The 18,403-nt window shown below is 36.0% G+C and carries 12 protein-coding genes and 1 pseudogene; 8 read left to right on the top strand and 5 right to left on the bottom strand.

Annotated features, from left to right (window positions below; translation table 11 throughout):
- Window positions 1-207: 207 nt before the first annotated feature.
- Window positions 208-1,824 (bottom strand): glycerol-3-phosphate dehydrogenase/oxidase, encoded by a 1,617-nt coding sequence (locus H4J63_RS17105; RefSeq protein WP_024605636.1) that lies wholly within the window; start codon window positions 1,822-1,824, stop codon window positions 208-210.
- Between the two features lie 1,316 nt (window positions 1,825-3,140).
- Entirely contained in the window at window positions 3,141-3,902 is a 762-nt protein-coding gene (locus tag H4J63_RS17100) for a DeoR/GlpR family transcriptional regulator (RefSeq protein ID WP_002963130.1), read from the bottom strand.
- Between the two features lie 168 nt (window positions 3,903-4,070).
- Here H4J63_RS17100 and glpK point away from each other — a divergent pair, with 168 nt between their 5' ends.
- The 4 genes and pseudogenes from glpK to H4J63_RS17080 all read left to right on the top strand — a co-directional run bounded on the left by glpK (window position 4,071) and on the right by H4J63_RS17080 (window position 8,040).
- Window positions 4,071-5,552: a glycerol kinase GlpK gene (glpK, locus tag H4J63_RS17095; protein WP_182197695.1), complete on the top strand. Its 1,482-nt coding sequence runs from the start codon at window positions 4,071-4,073 to the stop codon at window positions 5,550-5,552.
- Window positions 5,553-5,781: 229 nt separating this feature from the next.
- A complete protein-coding gene (locus H4J63_RS17090) occupies window positions 5,782-6,513 on the top strand; it encodes an MIP/aquaporin family protein (RefSeq protein WP_002963131.1) in 732 nt (243 codons plus the stop codon).
- 192 nt (window positions 6,514-6,705) lie between these two features.
- Window positions 6,706-7,053, top strand: a pseudogene (locus H4J63_RS17085) (patatin-like phospholipase family protein); the annotation flags it as partial.
- A gap of 51 nt (window positions 7,054-7,104) precedes the next feature.
- On the top strand, window positions 7,105-8,040 hold the full coding sequence (locus H4J63_RS17080; RefSeq protein ID WP_002962140.1) for a DUF2971 domain-containing protein: 936 nt from the start codon (window positions 7,105-7,107) through the stop codon (window positions 8,038-8,040).
- Between the two features lie 122 nt (window positions 8,041-8,162).
- On the opposite strand, the gene H4J63_RS17075 is transcribed toward H4J63_RS17080, so the two are convergent.
- Window positions 8,163-8,726, bottom strand: coding sequence for a YSC84-related protein (locus H4J63_RS17075; RefSeq protein WP_024605345.1), 564 nt, complete (start codon window positions 8,724-8,726; stop codon window positions 8,163-8,165).
- A gap of 149 nt (window positions 8,727-8,875) precedes the next feature.
- Here H4J63_RS17075 and H4J63_RS17070 point away from each other — a divergent pair, with 149 nt between their 5' ends.
- Both H4J63_RS17070 and H4J63_RS17065 read left to right on the top strand, forming a co-directional pair.
- Window positions 8,876-10,087 (top strand): tyrosine-type recombinase/integrase, encoded by a 1,212-nt coding sequence (locus H4J63_RS17070; protein WP_024605346.1) that lies wholly within the window; start codon window positions 8,876-8,878, stop codon window positions 10,085-10,087.
- Window positions 10,087-11,286, top strand: coding sequence for a sodium:proton antiporter (locus tag H4J63_RS17065; protein WP_024605347.1), 1,200 nt, complete (start codon window positions 10,087-10,089; stop codon window positions 11,284-11,286). The genes H4J63_RS17070 and H4J63_RS17065 overlap by 1 nt, the downstream gene beginning before the upstream one ends.
- A 139-nt stretch (window positions 11,287-11,425) precedes the next feature.
- Here H4J63_RS17065 and H4J63_RS17060 read toward each other — a convergent pair whose 3' ends face one another.
- Window positions 11,426-14,473: an FAD-binding and (Fe-S)-binding domain-containing protein gene (locus H4J63_RS17060; RefSeq protein ID WP_182197693.1), complete on the bottom strand. Its 3,048-nt coding sequence runs from the start codon at window positions 14,471-14,473 to the stop codon at window positions 11,426-11,428.
- Window positions 14,474-14,618: 145 nt separating this feature from the next.
- On the opposite strand from H4J63_RS17060, the gene H4J63_RS17055 reads away from it, so the two are divergent.
- Window positions 14,619-14,819 carry a PGPGW domain-containing protein gene (locus tag H4J63_RS17055; RefSeq protein WP_182197692.1) on the top strand — a complete coding sequence of 67 codons (201 nt, stop codon included), beginning with the start codon at window positions 14,619-14,621 and terminating at the stop codon, window positions 14,817-14,819.
- Window positions 14,820-14,896: 77 nt separating this feature from the next.
- On the opposite strand, the gene ppsA is transcribed toward H4J63_RS17055, so the two are convergent.
- Entirely contained in the window at window positions 14,897-17,272 is a 2,376-nt protein-coding gene (ppsA, locus tag H4J63_RS17050) for a phosphoenolpyruvate synthase (RefSeq protein WP_007378803.1), read from the bottom strand.
- A gap of 157 nt (window positions 17,273-17,429) precedes the next feature.
- On the opposite strand from ppsA, the gene H4J63_RS17045 reads away from it, so the two are divergent.
- Window positions 17,430-18,239: a pyruvate, water dikinase regulatory protein gene (locus H4J63_RS17045; protein ID WP_024605349.1), complete on the top strand. Its 810-nt coding sequence runs from the start codon at window positions 17,430-17,432 to the stop codon at window positions 18,237-18,239.
- Window positions 18,240-18,403: the final 164 nt, after the last annotated feature.

Raw genomic sequence — 18,403 nt, 5'->3', positions numbered from 1 at the left:
TTCGCCAGTAAGGCCTTTACCAGCTTGAAGTTCAGCTAATGCTTTGTTGAAGTCGAAAGATTGAGTCATGTGTCACTCCTGTTTTCTTAATAATACTGAAATGACACAGATTTCTAAACACTACCTAATTAATTTTAATCGTGTTAACTGACTTCTTATATAACATTTAACCCAAGCTTTTAAAGTCGTAAGAATAGATGTAAATGGTTATTTAGATATCTCTTCAATGTACTCCTGAAGTTTATTTTCAGCATTATCCTTACCAAATAGAATTTGGCAGACTTCATGTAAACCAGGATCTGAAAGAATATCTTCTTTTCTTACAACCAGTGAAATTTTAGAACGTCGACGTAAAAAATCACTGAGTTTAGTTATCATTTCCCGCTCAGCAGCGTGTTCAATTTCCACACGTAAGTACTCCGAATTCTTAATAAGGAGTTCGCCTTTTTCAGGTGCTTCACGAATTTTTTCTAGCATGTTAATCGCATTTCTGCCGTAACGTCTCCAAAACCGCTTACTAAGTACCTCTGTAGATGTTTTAGGTGTTAAACCATCCAAATTCATTAATTTTGCACGATGCATGAACTCATTTTTAACGGTGTCGTCAGGTTCACCGTACCATTTGTAATCTTCATAAGGTAACTTAATACCTAATCCAGTGACTAAATCAGCCACTTCATCGCCTACATTAATACAATCTGTTAGTTTTCCGCCAAAGATAGAAAGATATTTTTGATCACTATTTGTATCTATAGCGTGCTTGCGCGATAATTGCACCCAGTCAGCCTTACCATTACCGTCTTTTTTAATTGCTAATGGTCTAACTCCACAGCGCTCGGCTATAATATCACTTTTTGTAATTGGCTTTTCTAACTCTAATAATTTGTTAGCATTATCAAGCACAAAGTTTCGATCCTCATCAGTCACTTGTGAGTGCGGACTATGAACTTGTGTATCGGTTGTACCAATACACGTTTTTGGGCCCATGGGGATCACAAAAAACAACCGACCATCATCTGCAAAAAACGTCAGTACTTTGTTACTGTTAGTTACCTTATCAACAATAAGGTGAATACCTTTTGAAAATACATGGTGATGTGCTGTGGTTTGACTATTTGTATTGTTAATAGGATCAACAAATGGGCCTGCTGCGTTAATAATAACTTTAGAGCGGATAGTAAACTTCTCTTTAGACATCTCGTCTACTGCATTTGTAGTCCAAATATCATTAGAGCGAGTAGAGCCCTGCGAACTTACGTAGTTAGCGGCAATACACCCATGGCTCATACTAGAGCGAATAAAATTGAAAACAAAACGAGCATCGTTATCCAATAAAAAGCTGTCTGAATATTCAAATCCAGCCTCTACATTTTTTGTGTTAATGACTGGCTCTGATGATTTTATTTTTTTTGCATTGAGGTATCTAGGAGATTTAGTAAAAAAACGTCCCATAAACCAATAGAGAATAGTACCTAAATAAACAAAGAATGCCGGAAATCTAAAGCCTTTTTGGATACTTGTAAAAAAGCGAATTTCTTTAACAGTAGAAGGATAGCTACGCATTAAATGGTTTCTACTTTTACAAAGTTTATTAACCAAATTATATTCATGACTTTCTAAATATTTTATGCCACCCCAAGCTAAATTTGATGAGTTTGAACTAGTGAAACCGGCAAAATCACCTTTGTCTATCAAGGCAACTCTAGCGCCCTTAGCGGCTAAAGCGGCAGCAGATACAGCACCGTTAATACCCCCTCCAATAATCAAAACATCATAAATATCTTGGGGAAGTTTTTTAATATTGTTGTCTCTAAGTTGACTCATTTGTTGAATTACCTATTTTAATATCAAGCTATTTAGACCAGCTCAATTAAATTTAAAGTATTAATGTCCTAAACGGTATTTATCGTGCTATCAAAACTTATACTAGGCATGCAGGTAAGTAAGTATACGAGTAATAATAAAAATACTTTCGATATTTTTATTATTTAACTCAAGATTTGTTACCCAACATTTAAGTACTTGATACAAGTAAGCCTTCAAACGAAATCAAAAATTAATTGATCTGATTAACAAGGATGACCAAGCTACTGCAGATAACTATTGTATTTTAAGACTCTGAATAGCTATAACAGTACGAAGTTATTATTTACTTCGGTTTTCTTTTTATTAAAAATAACATTTAATAACGAACATTTGCAAACATTAAAGTACATAAATGAAAATTAGTCTAGCTATATCAAACCCACCGTAAAGCAATAAAAAACTTAGGAGTTTAATTTTTTCCGCTATAGTTTTTTGACACCCCATTGAATCAATAGTTACTACGGCGTTTTGATATCCGATAAATCAAGCAAGGCTGAGCCAGTTGGAGGTTTATTGTTAGCTATCGTTATTTTTCTTGATACAACAGCTATTGTCGGCTGAAAAGCGCTTGTTATATCGATTGTATGTCTCTTTGGCTTCTTATCATTAAAGCCACAAATAGTTTTACCATCTATGGCTATAACGCCAACGTTTGTTGCTATATGTGCAGCCTGTGTCCAACGTATAAAGTTTTGTTGTAATATCTATCCTATTAAAAGCATGATCATTTTATCTTCTTAAATAACTCTCTACGTTAAAAATTATTAATAGCTGGCAGCATAGGGGCAGGAGGGAGAGCAATACAGGAAAATGCAGAGAGTAATTGGAGATAACAACTCTATGTCATAATTTTGCTTTGTTATCGCGCTATTTCCTCAGCGCTATAATAGATCACTAATTTAATACAATAGGTATGACTTTTCAGATGATATAGGTGAATAGTACCATCTATAGTGTTGTGAACTGGAAGACTACTTTCAAATAAGACATATTTTTCAAGCAAATCAATCTCATTATGAGCAACGTATTCAATGCTTTTCATCCATCTTCGGTGCAGAACACACCTACAACGAGAGTGAATAAGATAGCATGAAGCTTATATTCGACTCTAGATTGCAGTTGTTCGTCGGATATTATTGAAAAATGTTCATCAAAAATTAATTGTATGGGACTTCTGCTTATCAGAAGCCTATTCGATCATGCTGTAGCTAAAATGGAAAGCTCATGACTTCCCCATGATGAGGGAAAATCTATTTAACTGTTATGTTAAGCTTTTACTGAGCTATATGCAGTTCGACATCGTGCTCATTGAGTAAAGTAAGTATGCTTTCGGGTGGCTGAGCATCGGTAATAAAGTTATCTGCCTGTGAGATATTACCTAATTTTACCATCGCATACCGACCGAATTTAGAGTGATCTGCAGCAAGTAAAACTTTACGTGAATTTTCAATGATTGCCTGGGCTACGCGCACCTCACGATAGTCAAAATCAAGTAACGCACCATTTTCTTCTATGCCACTAATACCTATAATGCCAAAATCCATACGAAATTGTTTAATAAAATCCTCTGTGGTCTCACCAATAATCCCGCCATCTCTGTGCCTAACTTCTCCACCTGCGATAAGTACAGAAAAATCTTTCTTAACACCTAATATAGCTGCAACATTAAGATTATTAGTTACAACTTTCAAATTTTCATGACCAAGAAGTGCTTTCGCGATTGTTTCTGTTGTAGTGCCTATGTTTATAAATAAGGAAGAGCCATTAGGTATCATACTAACTACATGCTGTGCTATTTTTTGTTTAGCTTCTAAGTCCATGATTTTTCTAGTTTGATATGCTGTATTCTGAATGCTTGAAATGGCACTAGCGCCGCCATGATGACGTCTCAATTTATTTAAATTAGCAAGATAAGCCAGATCTCGTCTTATTGTTTGTGGTGTAACTTCATAATGACTTACTAGTACTTCAATAGAAATTGAATCTCTTTCTTTTAATAATTTTAGTATGGATTCGTGTCTTTGGTCTTGAGTCATTTTTTTCGCATTTTAAATTTAGTTAATAGTAAATTATAGGTTAAGAGCTAACAAATGAAAATCACATATAAATAATTATATATTAAAGTTGTATTTTTGTTGTATGTAGCAATTAATCCATGTAATAGTACAAAAACGAAAATAACCGAAAGTAAAAGTGAAAAAATAATGAATAACTATATCCTTTCAATTGATCAAGGTACGACTAGTTCTAGAAGTGTGCTATTTGATTTAAATGGTAATATTGCATACCTAGAACAACAAGAATTTGACCAGCACTTTCCAAAAGATGGTTATGTAGAACATAAACCAGAAGATATTTGGGCTTCTGTGCAGCAAACAATGACAGCTGTAATGAAACACCTAGACCCTCAACACGATAAGGTTATTGCCATTGGTATTACTAACCAACGTGAAACGACAATAGTATGGGATAAAATTACTGGTGAACCCGTTTATAATGCGATTGTATGGCAAGATAGACGTACGTCAGAGTTATGTAATGATTTAAGGGCCGCAGAAAAAGAAGAGTTAATTAGAAAAAAAACCGGCCTTTTAATAGACCCATATTTTTCTGCAACTAAAATAAATTGGATTTTAGAAAATTGTCCCGATGCTAGAGAAAAAGCAGAAAAAGGCGATTTAATCTTCGGTACTGTCGACACTTATTTATTGTGGAAATTGACAGGTGGAAAAGAGCACCGCACAGACGCAACGAATGCTTCGCGAACTATGCTCTTTAATATTCATACCCAAGAATGGGACGCGGAATTACTTGAACTTCTGAATGTGCCAATAGAGATGTTACCAGAAGTAATGGATTCATCAGATGATTTTGGCGTAACAGATGAACGCTATTTAGGTTACGAAGTACCTATTCTTGCAATGGCAGGAGACCAACAGGCAGCGTTATTTGGGCAAACTTGTTTTCAACCAGGAATGGCTAAAAGTACCTATGGTACAGGATGCTTTATGATGGTTAACACTGGCGATAAAGTACTTGAATCTGAAAATAGACTTCTCAGTACAGTAGCTTATAGATTAAATGGGAAACCAACTTATGCGCTAGAGGGGAGTATTTTTATTGCAGGTGCTGCAATTCAATGGCTTAGAGACGGTCTACAATTAATCCAAAAAGCTGAAGAAACAGAGTCACTTGCATGCAATACCTCGCTAGATCACGGTATATATATGGTACCCGCTTTTACAGGATTAGGTGCTCCTTATTGGGATTCTAATGCGCGAGGTGCAATTTTTGGCTTAACCCGAGATACGGGTATAAAAGAGATCGTAACAGCTGGATTACAGTCAGTTTGTTTTCAAACTAAAGACCTTCAAAAGTCAATGGAAGCTGATGGCGTAAGACCACAGGTACTAAGAGTTGATGGCGGTATGGTAATAAATGGCTGGCTTATGCAATTTTTGTCTGATGTTTTAGGAGCCGAAGTTGACCGTTCGACCACAAGTGAAACTACTGCTTTGGGTGTAGCTTACTTAGCAGGTTTAAAAGCGGGTGTATTCCCATCACTTGAATCATTAGCGACTAACTGGAATTGCGATAAACGATTTGTTCCTAACATGACTAAATCAAAACGTGATGAATTATATGCCGGATGGTGTAATGCGGTAAAAAAAGTACAAAGCGAATAATAAGCCGCTTAACTATAAAACCATAGCAACATATCTATTAAGGTTTATTAGTGGAGACTATTTTTATGATACCACTACATACTCCAAGCGTAAAAATAAATAAGTTGATACTTATCTTATGGTAATTTTCAGCTGTAAAAAAGTTTCAAAATATTCATGGTTTATACTTATGCAATAGATATCATTATTGAGGGTGGTTTTATGTTTATAATTAATAAGGAATATTAAAATGTCACCTTTCTTAGCTGAAATACTAGGAACTGCACTGCTTATTTTAATTGGGGGCGGGGTTGTAGCCAATGACATACTAAAGAAAACACTAGGCCATGGCGGCGGTTGGATGACGATTACCACTGCTTGGGGACTTGGTGTTTTTATCGGCGTGGTTGTTGCCGGTCCCTATAGTGGAGCACACCTTAACCCTGCAGTAACAATCGGCTTAGCCGTAGCTGGATCATTTCCATGGTCCGAAGTTCCAAGTTATATTTTAGCGGAATTTATTGGCGCGATGGTTGGCGCTTCGTTAGTTTATGCAGTTTATAAAGATCATTTCGATGCCACTGACGATCCCACCTTAAAACGAGCTGTTTTCTGTACATCTCCAGCTATACCAAATACGTTTAGAAATATACTTAGTGAAATAATAGGGACCTTCGTTTTATTAATTTGTGTTTTTTACTTCTCTTCAGCTGAAATTGACGATGGCTCTGGCGTAAAAATAGGCTTAGGTTCAATAGGCGCTATACCTGTTGCTTTTGTTGTTTGGGGTATTGGACTTTCTCTGGGCGGGACTACTGGATATGCAATAAATCCAGCTCGAGATTTAGGCCCGCGAATTGTACATTCTTTATTACCAATAAAAGGTAAAACTGATAGTAACTGGAGTTATTCATGGATCCCGGTAGTTGGTCCAATAATAGGGAGTGTTTTAGCAGCTTTATTATATATACTAGTTAAATAATTGAAATATGGTTATTTAATTTGACTAAAAAATGATTATACACAGACTACTTTTCTGAACACACAAAAGAAAAATATAATTTATATAAGCAATATAGTTAAATAAAAAAGGGCGTGTAGCCCTTTTTTATTTAAAGCTAAAGCTATTACCAATACAAAAATATAAATAAAAAGTATAAAAATTTATATATCGGAAGGCGGGATTATTGATTACCACTTTTAACTAAAAATTAATAATCTAGGCTTAATTTGATATCCACACTTTAATAGCGAATCGAAAGTAGGGTGGTTCGATAAAAATTTAAAACGTGAAGTATAGCCACTTAATTACGACAATGTAGTGATGCTAGCCCCATCAAAAGAATTTGTAGCAAGCTTGCCGTATGGAAAAATTCCAGACAGAAACGATTTTACCGATCTTGATGCAGACACGCGTACTAAATATTGGAATATAGTTTTTAGTGAAACTGAAAAGTTGGCTGAGGCGTTAGATAAAAATTTAGAAAATAAATCATTTAGTACCATAGATATTATGGGATAGGATTATTTATTTAGTTACTTGTTATAAATAAGAAATTAAAAAGGAGATTTTATGAAACTATACAAATATTTATCTGCTGATGCTGCTACGGCATTCTTAACAGAGCCTACACTTAGGCTAAGTCAGAACAATAGCCAGAATGATCCTTTTGAAGTTTTACCAACAGGAATAGATATAAATAAAATAAAAGATGTCAGCCAAGAGACTATAAAAATTTGTGGGAGAGAATTTAATTCGCACAGAGATATAAATCCATATTTAGATTTATATGGTTATGTGTCTTTAAGTAAAAATAAAGAAAGTATGCCAATGTGGGGTAACTATGCAACTAACAGTAAAGGTATATTAGTTGAATTTGAAGTTGATGAAGAAGATCCATTTTCTATTTTTGATATAAATAAAACTAATGATATTGAAGCCTACCTGAGTGACAATGTTATTTATAATAGAGAGCGAAGCTATAGCAAAAATATCACTACTTTATCAGATGAAGAGGTTAATAACTTTTCGAAACATTATTTCTTTAGTAAACATGAATCTTGGAAGCACGAGGAAGAATATAGATTTGCACTACCATTTACGAACTGCAATAAAGTCATAACACTTGGTAATTCAAATGAAACCAAAAATAAACTGAGCTCACTGGGTTATAAAGGTGATTTAAGAGAAAAAATCAATGATCTATCTAATGTGTTTTTTCTAGCAGGGTTTTGTGAAAATGACCTTTCAAGATGGAATTCAGTTTGGAGAAATTACGAAGCTTATCAAGTGATGTTCTTAATTAAAGTTAATCCAAGTAAAATATCTAAAATTTACTTAGGAGTAAATTCAGATGTAAAGAAAATGAAAGAAGCAATAATAGAGGGGACTAAGTTAGCATCTGGAAATAGAGGAAGGTTTTATAATAGCTATGAAAATTTTAGAAATGTCTATAAGTGTAAACTTGACAGCAATTTATTTGAATTGAAATATGAAAAACTTACGTAGAATACTTTAGCATAGAAAGATAGAACACAACCCATAAATTACGTTATGTTAAATTACATGGGTTTTAATAAAGCGAGCGTGATTATACAAACCAGCTCGCTTTTAGGAGAGTAATTTGGAGGTTAATTAAGCTCTGAATCAACCCAAAACTTGGTACCTTTTAATACAGCTTGTAGTGCAAGGCCATTTTCGGTTACAGAATATACAGTAACTTGATCTGCAATTGCTTCGGCAACCAGTGCACCGCCTTTATCTTCATATTTTGCTGCTGCATCAGCGTTTCCGCCAAATGCCCAACCATGTTCAATAAATCTATTTAGTGCAGCTTGGTTATGAAAAACCATTACAACGTTAAAATCTTTTACACCTAAACCAAGCCCTAAACCGGCTTCACCCATATTCATGTAAGTCGATTTACCAGTAAGGTTATTTTTAACTACGCCGTAACCGCCACCAAAACTGGCTAAAACAACATTTACGTTCGCGTTATCAAAAACAGCGTAACCAGCCGAATTAGCAATTTGTTTTTTAACATCAGGTTTTTCAGCGTATAGTTTATCTAATGTATTTGTTTTCATACTTTGTACAAGTGAACGTTTTTCGCTTGGTGATGCACTACCTGTAGTAGCACACCCAGTTAACGCAACAGTTAAAGCAAGTACGCTTAGTATAATTAGTTTTTTCATAATGTTTTCCTTAATAAGATATAGCAACCAACAACCATAGAATAATCACGGTATTAAAATAATTAGAGCTTTACTATGTCCAATACTAGACAGTATCGGACTTTAACGTTATTCTGTAAACCTATTATTTAATTGAATATTTATACATTATGCTTGTTGCTTTGGTTGATACGTTAAAACAATTAAGATATCAAATTGCCCATCTAGATGACGGTACTCTAAATTCAGAATACCCAGAACTTGCATCCTTTATACAGGAAGTTGGCTTGACTGTAACTGAATCAAAAGCCGATCTGACATTCTTATATCAGTTTTTATATGTTTATGGCAGAAAATCAGAAGCGACTTATAGCCGTTTTCGAAATGAACTTGAACGCTTTTATTTATGGTCGTGGTTAATAGCAGAAAAATCAGTATTCGATTTAAAACGTGAAGATATTGAAGCTTACGTTGATTTTATGGTTGAACCTGATAAAGAATGGGCTGCAACTTCAGTGCAATGGCGTTATAAAGATGAGCAAGGAATTCGTAGATTAAATCAAAATTGGCGCCCTTTTATGCTAAAAGAATCGACTGCCAGCCAACAAACTTTATCGGCCATGTTTACTGCCTTAAATGTATTTTATAAGTTTGCCCTACTCGAAGAAAAAACATTCGCGAACTTTGTCCCTGTTGTTAAAAAAAATAGCCCGTATTTAGTTGTTCAATCACAAATTCAAATTCCTGATACATTAAGTGATATTCAATGGGAATACGTTTTTGGTGTAACGCGTGATTTATGCGAACATAACCCTGATTTAGAGCGAAATTTGTTTACGCTTGCCTGCTTAAAAGGTCTTTATTTACGAATTTCAGAATTATCTGAGCGCCCACAATGGTCGCCGGTGATGTCTCATTTTTGGCAAGATAATGATGGATTTTGGTTTTTACGTATAATGGGTAAAGGTAATAAATTACGAGATGTAACCTTGAGTGATGATTTTGTTGAATATTTAAAACGATACAGATTATATCGAGGTCTACCTGCCCTTCCTCGGGTTGATGAATCTGAGCCGTTAGTTCATAAAATTCGCGGTCAAGGTGGTATGACCGTAAGGCAAATTAGGCGTTTAGTTCAACAAAGTTTTGATTATGCTCAGCAATCATTACTTAATGATGGTTTTAAAGATGACGCTGAACAACTTGGCGCTGCAACTGCACATTGGCTTCGTCATACTGGTGCTACACATGATGCGCAAACCAGACCGCTCAAACATTTATCAGAAGATTTAGGCCATTCTAAAATTGCGACTACCGATCAAATTTATATTCAAACAAATATTAAAGAGCGAGCAAAATCAGGACTTAAAAGGAAAATTTAATGGAGTATTTAGTAATATCATTTATAGGCGGACTATTTTTAATTTATTCTTTAACACTTCGCCAGTTAGAAAAAACAGAAGTAACAGGCCCAATGTTTTTTGTTGTTGGGGGAATATGTTTAGCTTTAATGCTACCCAACGAAGGGGATAAAATAAAAGAAGGCGTTGATCTTTTATTACCATTTATAGAGCTTACGCTAAGTATATTTTTATTTTCTGATGCAGCTAAATCAAAGTTAAGTGTATTAAGGCATAGTTTTCAGTATCCTAGTTTACTGTTGTTTGTTGCCCTACCCTTAACTTTATTACTCGGTATTGCTGTTGCTTTATTTTTCTTTGCTGAGCTTTCACTTATTCAAGCGGCGTTGCTCGCTATTATTTTAACACCTACTGATGCGGCATTAAGTAAAGGGTTACTAGCAAGTACACAAGTGCCTGAAAAAATACGCGAAGGAATAAATACTGAAAGTGGTTTGAACGATGGATTATGTGTGCCCATATTTTTAATATTTATATTACTCGCTAAAAATCCTGACTCAGCTATTACTGCAACACAAACATTAAGTGTGTTTGGCCGAGAGCTTGGCCTGGCTCTATTAATAGCTATTACAAGTATCGCTGTTTTTATACCGAGTTTAAACTTTGCAATGAAACGTCATTACTTTGCACAAAATACCAGTCCATTTTTATTACTTGGTTTTGCTATGGCTGTGTTTTCTGTCACTCAGTATTTTCATGGCAGTGGATTTATTGCGGTGTTTATTGCAGGTTTACTATTTGACAAATTTTCGACTGAAGAAGTTAGAACAGAATTAATTGAAGACTCAGAGCACATCGCAGATTTTACATCGCTAATGATTTGGTGTTTGTTTGGGTTTGTTTGTGCTTACTTAGTTATCCCGAAATTAAATACTGAAATTATAATTTACGCTTTATTAAGTACAACATTAATTAGAATAATTCCTGTTATGTTGTCACTGCAGTTTACGGCATTGAATATTAAAGAGCGTTTTACATTTGCGTGGTTTGGACCAAGAGGGTTAGCATCAATTGTTTTTACATTGATGGTGATTGATACGCAAATAGAAAACAAATATCAAATAGCGACAATAGCAATGACGACTATTTTGTTTAGTGTATTTATTCACGGTATAAGTACAAAGCCAATTGCAGACAGTTTCGCTAAAAAATCTAAATAGCTTTTATAAAAATTAGTGAATTTATTGACGAGGTATCAAGGCGTTTTTCCAGCCTCAAAAACGATCATTTAATTAAGCGAATGGGTATTAATAAAAAAAGCGTAACTTATTTTTAAGTTACGCCTTTTTTTAACTTTTATTATCTAAGTACCTGTGCGAGTAATTCAATTGGGTGTTTGGGTTTAAATTTCTCAAAACGTTTAACTTGGCTACGACAAGAAAAGCCCGTAGATAAAAGTTGCTCTGGTTTATTTTTATCTACAATTGGTTTCCAACTCATTTCGTAAAGTGCACGTGAGTTATCTTGATTTTGTGCTTCGTGGCCATAAGTCCCCGCCATTCCACAGCAACCTGTATTTGTTGTTTTTAATGTTAAACCAATATCACTGAAAATTGTTTGCCAAACATTTGCTGCTTTTGGCAGTGCAGTTGTTTCAGTACAGTGACTCAGTAATGTAAATTCGGTATCAGTATTTTGCTTTGCGTTTAGTGATTTAAACGATTGTGTTTCTAACCATTCATGGGCAAGTTGCACATTAAATTCACCACGGTTATTTTCTAAAATTGTATTATATTCATCGCGGTAACACATAACGAGTGAAGCATCTAAACCGACTAACGGTGCATTAATATCATTTAATTTATTTAAAAACTCAGCTGCATTTTTAGCTGTAACTTTAAATTCATGCAAAAAACCTTTTACGTGTTGCGGTTTACCATTTGGTTTAAAAGGTAATAGTATTGGTTTTTTGCCGAGTTGGGTTATTAAAGTAATAAAACTTTCTACTAGTTCTGCTTCGTAAAAGCTCGTAAATGGGTCTTGTACTATTAATACATATTCACTTTGTTGCTCTGCATTTAATTTATTTAATAAATCAAAATCAAATTTTTGTGTTTTAGTAATACGCTTTGAAAGTGCAGGAATACTTAACTGTGGTGTATCAACATAGCCAACTGTTTTTTTAATAACATTGCTTACTAATGATGTTTTAACGATTGGGTTTATAAATTTTGCAAACTTTGCCATTAATGGCGCGCTGTTTTCTATGTTACCAACAAGGTAATCTTTTAGCGGACGCGCATAATAACTATGATAATAATTTAGAAAGCGCGAACGAAAAGTAGGAACATCTACTTTAATTGGGCAAGCAGTTGTACATGCTTTACATGCTAGACATTCATCCATTGACGCTTTTACTTCGTGAGAAAAATCGTAAATACCTTTTTGTTTTTCGCGGCTGTGAACGAAACGTTCCCACCAGGTGATTACTTCACCTTTGTTAAGCTGCTTTTCTACTTCGAGTAAATCTACATTTTTTGACTCTTGTAAACGAAGCCATTCGCGCATTAAACTTGCGCGTCCTTTTGGTGAATTACGACGATCGCCAGTTACTTTATACGATGGACACATAGGTGAATTTTCATCGTAATTAAAGCATATGCCATTACCATTACAGGTCATTGCATTGTTAAAACTGGTTTTAACTTCTATTGATATTTGCTTATCGAAGTGTGATCTTTTTTGTCCATCAACACTAACTAGTGAGTCTTCACTATCGATAGGAGTGCATATTTTACCGGGGTTAATACGGTTGTTAGGATCGAAAGCTGTTTTTATTTTACGAAGTTGCGTATATAAATGCTCACCAAAAAATTCAGGACTATATTCACTTCGGTAACCTTTACCGTGTTCGCCCCACATTAAACCACCGTACTTAGCGGTTAGTTTTACGACCTGATCTGAAATAGTTCTAAGTAGTTTTTCTTGTTCTGGGTCGCACATATCAAGTGCTGGGCGTACGTGTAAAACCCCAGCATCAACATGGCCAAACATACCATATTGTAAATTATGGCTGTCGAGTAATGCTCTAAATTCGACAATATAATCTGCTAAATTTTCAGGGGGTACTGCAGTGTCTTCTGCAAAGGCGAGTGGTTTTTGACTGCCTTTTACATTACCTAATAAACCTACTGATTTTTTACGCATTGCGTAAATTTTTAGTATATCGCTTTTATCACTGGTTAACTGATATCCAATAACGCCATTAGTTTGATTTGCTACGCATTCATCTAGAAGCTTACAAAGTGTGTCTACTTTGTCTTTTATATCATCGTTTGATACTGCATTAAACTCGACCATGTTAAGGCCTTGCATATCTTTATTTGGTACGTCGGTTATTAAGTCCGATACTAAATTCCAAATGATGTCTTCACGCGCTAAGTTTAAAACTTTGCTATCTACGGTTTCTACCGATGTTGCGCGTGCATCAACTAAAAACGGTGAATGACGAAGTGCTGAGTCAAAACTATCGTACTTGATATTTATAAGGGTTTTAAATTCGGCAATCGGTGTTAGGTTTAATTTAGCTTCAGTTACTATACCTAATGAGCCTTCTGAACCTGTTATTAGTCGGCTCATGTCAAAAGTAAGTAAGTCATCACTTAGCACATGCTCTAGGTCGTAACCGGTTAAAAACCTATTTAATCGTGGAAACTTAGCTAAAATCGCTGCGCGTTCATTAACTGAAATATCTAAAACTGTTTTATATAAACTACCAATTAAAGAGTCTTGCTCGGCTATAATTTTTGCTTTGTCGATATCTATTGGTGAGGTACACATAGGCGTGCCATCGACCAAATAAGTTGTAAGCCCTAAAACATGATCGCTTGTCTTGCCGTAAACTAACGAACCTTGCCCAGAGGCGTCAGTACTTATCATGCCACCAATAGTTGCCCTGTTACTGGTAGATAAATCGGGCGAGAAGAAAAAACCATAAGGTTTTAAAAAGTCATTAAGTTGGTCTTTTATTACGCCGGTTTGAACGCGTACCCAGCCTTCTTCAACATTTATTTCGAGGATTTCGCGCATATAGCGTGACAAGTCTACAACAATACCTGGTGTTAACGATTGTCCATTAGTACCTGTTCCGCCACCACGAGGGCCAAAAGTTAATGATAAAAATGGGTCGCGAGATGCAGTTTGCAGTGCGAGTTGAATATCTTTTTCATTTTTTGGAAAAATAACACCTTGGGGTATTTCCTGATACACACTGTTATCGGTTGAAGCAGTAATACGCGTTGCATAACTGGCATCGGTATCTCCACTAAAACCTTGGCTTGCAATGGTACTTAGGTAATTTGCGACAAGTTCTGTCGCGGCATCTTGCTGTGTAATTGTTGCTATCATGACGGCGATATTTTAGGGCATTTGATTAATTATATCATGGTGATGGCGAATAGAAATTGAAGATTTTACAGTTTGTAACACTCTTTTAGTCGATTTTAATGCAGCTTAAATTATACTCAAGTTAACGAGTAATGAGGTGTGTTATATGAAAAAATTACTATTACAGATCAGTGGCGTGCTATTTATTTTGCTAGGTCTATTTTTTGCGATCGTCCCTGGCCCATCACTTATATTTTTTATGGCGGGTTTATTGTGTTTTTCGTTTTACTACCCTAAAGCGCGACATTACTTATCACTTTGCCAAAAGGCGTTAACTAAATCATGCGCTTATTTAGATAAAAACTAGCCCGTTAATTTACTTTTAATTGAGTATAAAAAATGCCAGCAATACATTGCTGGCATTTTTCATAGCTTACCTATTTATTACTTTGCTAATTTTTTAGCTAGGTATAACCATGTTTCTATTACTGTGTCTGGGTTTAGTGAAACAGAGTCAATGCCCTGCTCTACTAACCATGCTGCAAAGTCTTCGTGATCTGAAGGACCTTGACCACAAATACCTACGTACTTGCCTTTTTCTTTAGCTGTTTTAATTGCCATAGAAAGTAGTTTTTTAATTGCTGGGTTACGCTCATCAAATAAATGTGCGATTAAACCAGAATCACGGTCAAGACCAAGCGTTAACTGTGTTAAATCGTTAGAGCCGATAGAAAAACCATCAAACATTTCTAGAAATTCATCAGCAAGTAATGCATTTGAAGGCAGCTCACACATCATGATTACTTTAAGACCATTTTCACCACGTTTAAGGCCATGCTCTTCTAGTAGTTCAATTACGCGTTTACCTTCTTCAAGGGTACGTACGAATGGGATCATGATTTCTATGTTTGCCATATCCATGTCGTTTCTTACGCGTTTTATAGCTTCACATTCTAGTGCAAAACAATCGCGGAAGTCTTCAGAGATATAACGTGCGGCGCCACGAAAACCGATCATTGGGTTTTCTTCTTCTGGCTCGTATTGCTGGCCACCAACTAGGTTTGCGTATTCGTTTGATTTAAAATCAGACATACGCACAATTACACGCTCCGGTGCAAAAGCACAACCGAGCGTTGAAATACCTTCAACCAGTTTTGTTATGTAAAACTCTACTGGTGATTCGTAACCGGCAATCATGTCAGTAATTTCTGCTTTTAATGCATCTGTTTGCGCATCAAAATTTAATAACGCTTTAGGGTGAACGCCAATCATACGGTTGATAATAAATTCAACTCGCGCAAGGCCAACACCTGCATGCGGTAAGCGTGCAAAGTCAAAGGCGCGATCGGGGTTACCCACGTTCATCATTACTTTCATTGGTAGTTCTGGCATTTTATCAACGCGTGACGTTAGTATTTCAAAATCTAAAATACCTTCGTAAATGAAGCCGGTATCGCCTTCGGCGCACGATACTGTTACTTCTTGTCCCGCTTTAATTAAATCAGTTGCATTACCACAACCAACAACTGCTGGAATACCAAGTTCGCGTGCAATTATTGCCGCGTGACACGTACGGCCACCACGATTTGTAACAATAGCTGCTGCACGTTTCATGATTGGTTCCCAATCAGGGTCGGTCATATCGGTTACTAAAATGTCGCCTACTTGTACCTGGTCCATTTCTTTAATTGAATCAAGAACACGTACAACACCGCTACCAATTTTGTGACCAATTGCACGGCCTTCAACAAGTACATTACTTGTGCCATTTAATTGAAAACGTTCCATTACGTTTGAGTCTTCGTTTGAGCGGACAGTTTCTGGACGTGCTTGAACTATATATAGTTTGCCGTCGTTTCCATCTTTTGCCCATTCGATGTCCATAGGACGACCGTAATGTTTTTCAATGATTACAGCTTGTTTGGCAAGATCTTGCACTTCTTCATCTGTAATCGAAAATTTATTAGAAAGCTCAGGGTCAACATCAACGATGTCTACTTGTTTACCATGTGCTTTGTCTTCTGAGTAAATCATTTGTATGGCTTTAGAGCCAATATTACGACGTACTACTGAAGGTTTATTTTTAAGGAGTGTTGGTTTATGAACATAAAATTCATCAGGGTTAACCGCGCCCTGTACAACCATTTCACCTAAGCCGTAGCTTGATGTAATAAATACAACGTCTTCAAAACCAGACTCTGTATCAATACTAAACATTACGCCAGATGCTGATTTATCTGAACGTACCATGCGCTGTATACCTGCTGATAACGCTACACCACGGTGATCGTAACCTTGGTGAACACGATATGAGATTGCGCGGTCATTAAATAATGAAGCAAATACGTGTTTAATAGCGACCATGACTGAATCGATACCGACAACGTTAAGGAAAGTTTCTTGTTGGCCTGCGAATGATGCATCTGGCATATCTTCAGCGGTAGCTGATGAACGTACTGCAAATGAAACATCTGCTGCAGTATCGCCATGGAGTTGGCTATATGCGTCGCGAATGGCTTGATCTAGGTTTGGTTGGAATGGTGTGTCGATTATCCATTGGCGGATATCGGCACCGACTTTAGCGAGTGTATTTACATCATCAACATCCAGTGTATCTAGGATGTCATGAATTTTGGCGGTGAGTCCTGATTGATCTAGAAACTCATTAAAAGCATCTGCGGTAGTTGCAAAACCACCCGGTACTTGTACACCTGCGTTTGCGAGGTTTGAAATCATTTCGCCAAGTGACGCGTTTTTACCGCCAACTCGAGGAACATCTTGCATACCAAGCTCTTGATACCAGAGAACGTATTCTTGCACGGATCTTTCTCCAAAAAAAACAAATTGTAGGTCTAACTGTGAGAGTTAAGAAAGAAAACCTTTTATAAAGGTCGTCATCATTCTACACTGGCAACAGTCCTCACGTAAACCGTGGGAAACCCATTTTAGGGATTTAAACGCAATAAAAAGGTTAATTATGAGAACTGCTTTTTATATATCAGATGGAACAGCAATTACTTCAGAGGTATTTGGGCATGCGACTTTGTCGTTGTTTCCTATCGATTTTAATCATAAAACAATTCCATTTGTAGAAACTGAAGAAAAAGCGCACGAAATTAAAGCTTTAATTAATGCAACCACTGCAAAAACAGGTGAAAAGCCTTTCGTGTTTTTTACTTTTGTGAATCACAATTTAAGTGAAATTATAAAATCGGCTGATGCAGTTACGTATGATTTTTTAACTACGTATAGCGAAAAAATAGAAAAAGAACTCAATGTAGCCCCTGTTCCAAAAATGCATCGTACGCATTCTATCCACGAAAAAAGTTATGATTTTAGAATTGATGCGGTTAACTATGCGCTTATGAATGATGATGGCGGAAATATTAAAAACTTTTCCGAGGCAGACATCATTTTAATTGGCGTTAGCAGAAGTGGTAAAACCCCGACAAGCTTATACTTAGCACTGCAGTACGGCATTAAAGCGGCTAACTACCCTATTACAGAAGAAGATTTAGATAATGAAGGTTTGCCTAAATGTTTAGTCCCTTATAAACATAAGTTATTTGGGCTCACGATTGACCCTGAGAGGCTTGCGGCTATAAGGCATCGACGTATGGCTAACTCTAAGTATGCTTCAATTAAACAGTGTCGTATTGAGGTGCGCGAAGTAGAAATGTTGTATAAGCGTCACAAAATAGCTTACTTTAATTCTACGCATCATTCTGTTGAAGAAATTTCTGCAAAAATACTGATAGAGACAGACTTGGAGCGACGTAAGTACTAACTTAGTCATCAAATTTGAAATAAAAAAAACCGCAACTAAGCTAACACCATTCAGTTAAGCATGCTTTGACTTAATGGTGTACCGAGTTTTTGAAATTCGAACGGTCCTACTTTTGGGCCGTTTTCTTTTTTCTGGAAGAATATAACGTTTCACTCGTTCTCGCA

The organism is Pseudoalteromonas sp. 5Ae-yellow, from assembly GCF_014077565.1.
Taxonomy (GTDB): Bacteria; Pseudomonadota; Gammaproteobacteria; order Enterobacterales; family Alteromonadaceae; genus Pseudoalteromonas.
Note: the sequence above shows the minus strand (reverse complement) of the source record. Positions and strands in the feature narration are given on the sequence as shown.

What these genes read in the sequence shown, in the direction of transcription:
- H4J63_RS17075 (WP_024605345.1), bottom strand. Translation starts at nt 8,726, where the DNA reads ATGAAAAAACTAATTATACTAAGCGTACTTGCTTTAACTGTTGCGTTA.
- H4J63_RS17070 (WP_024605346.1), top strand. Translation starts at nt 8,876, where the DNA reads ATGCTTGTTGCTTTGGTTGATACGTTAAAACAATTAAGATATCAAATT.
- glpK (WP_182197695.1), top strand. Translation starts at nt 4,071, where the DNA reads ATGAATAACTATATCCTTTCAATTGATCAAGGTACGACTAGTTCTAGA.
- H4J63_RS17090 (WP_002963131.1), top strand. Translation starts at nt 5,782, where the DNA reads ATGTCACCTTTCTTAGCTGAAATACTAGGAACTGCACTGCTTATTTTA.
- H4J63_RS17105 (WP_024605636.1), bottom strand. Translation starts at nt 1,824, where the DNA reads ATGAGTCAACTTAGAGACAACAATATTAAAAAACTTCCCCAAGATATT.
- H4J63_RS17100 (WP_002963130.1), bottom strand. Translation starts at nt 3,902, where the DNA reads ATGACTCAAGACCAAAGACACGAATCCATACTAAAATTATTAAAAGAA.
- H4J63_RS17045 (WP_024605349.1), top strand. Translation starts at nt 17,430, where the DNA reads ATGAGAACTGCTTTTTATATATCAGATGGAACAGCAATTACTTCAGAG.
- H4J63_RS17060 (WP_182197693.1), bottom strand. Translation starts at nt 14,473, where the DNA reads ATGATAGCAACAATTACACAGCAAGATGCCGCGACAGAACTTGTCGCA.
- H4J63_RS17065 (WP_024605347.1), top strand. Translation starts at nt 10,087, where the DNA reads ATGGAGTATTTAGTAATATCATTTATAGGCGGACTATTTTTAATTTAT.
- H4J63_RS17080 (WP_002962140.1), top strand. Translation starts at nt 7,105, where the DNA reads ATGAAACTATACAAATATTTATCTGCTGATGCTGCTACGGCATTCTTA.
- H4J63_RS17055 (WP_182197692.1), top strand. Translation starts at nt 14,619, where the DNA reads ATGAAAAAATTACTATTACAGATCAGTGGCGTGCTATTTATTTTGCTA.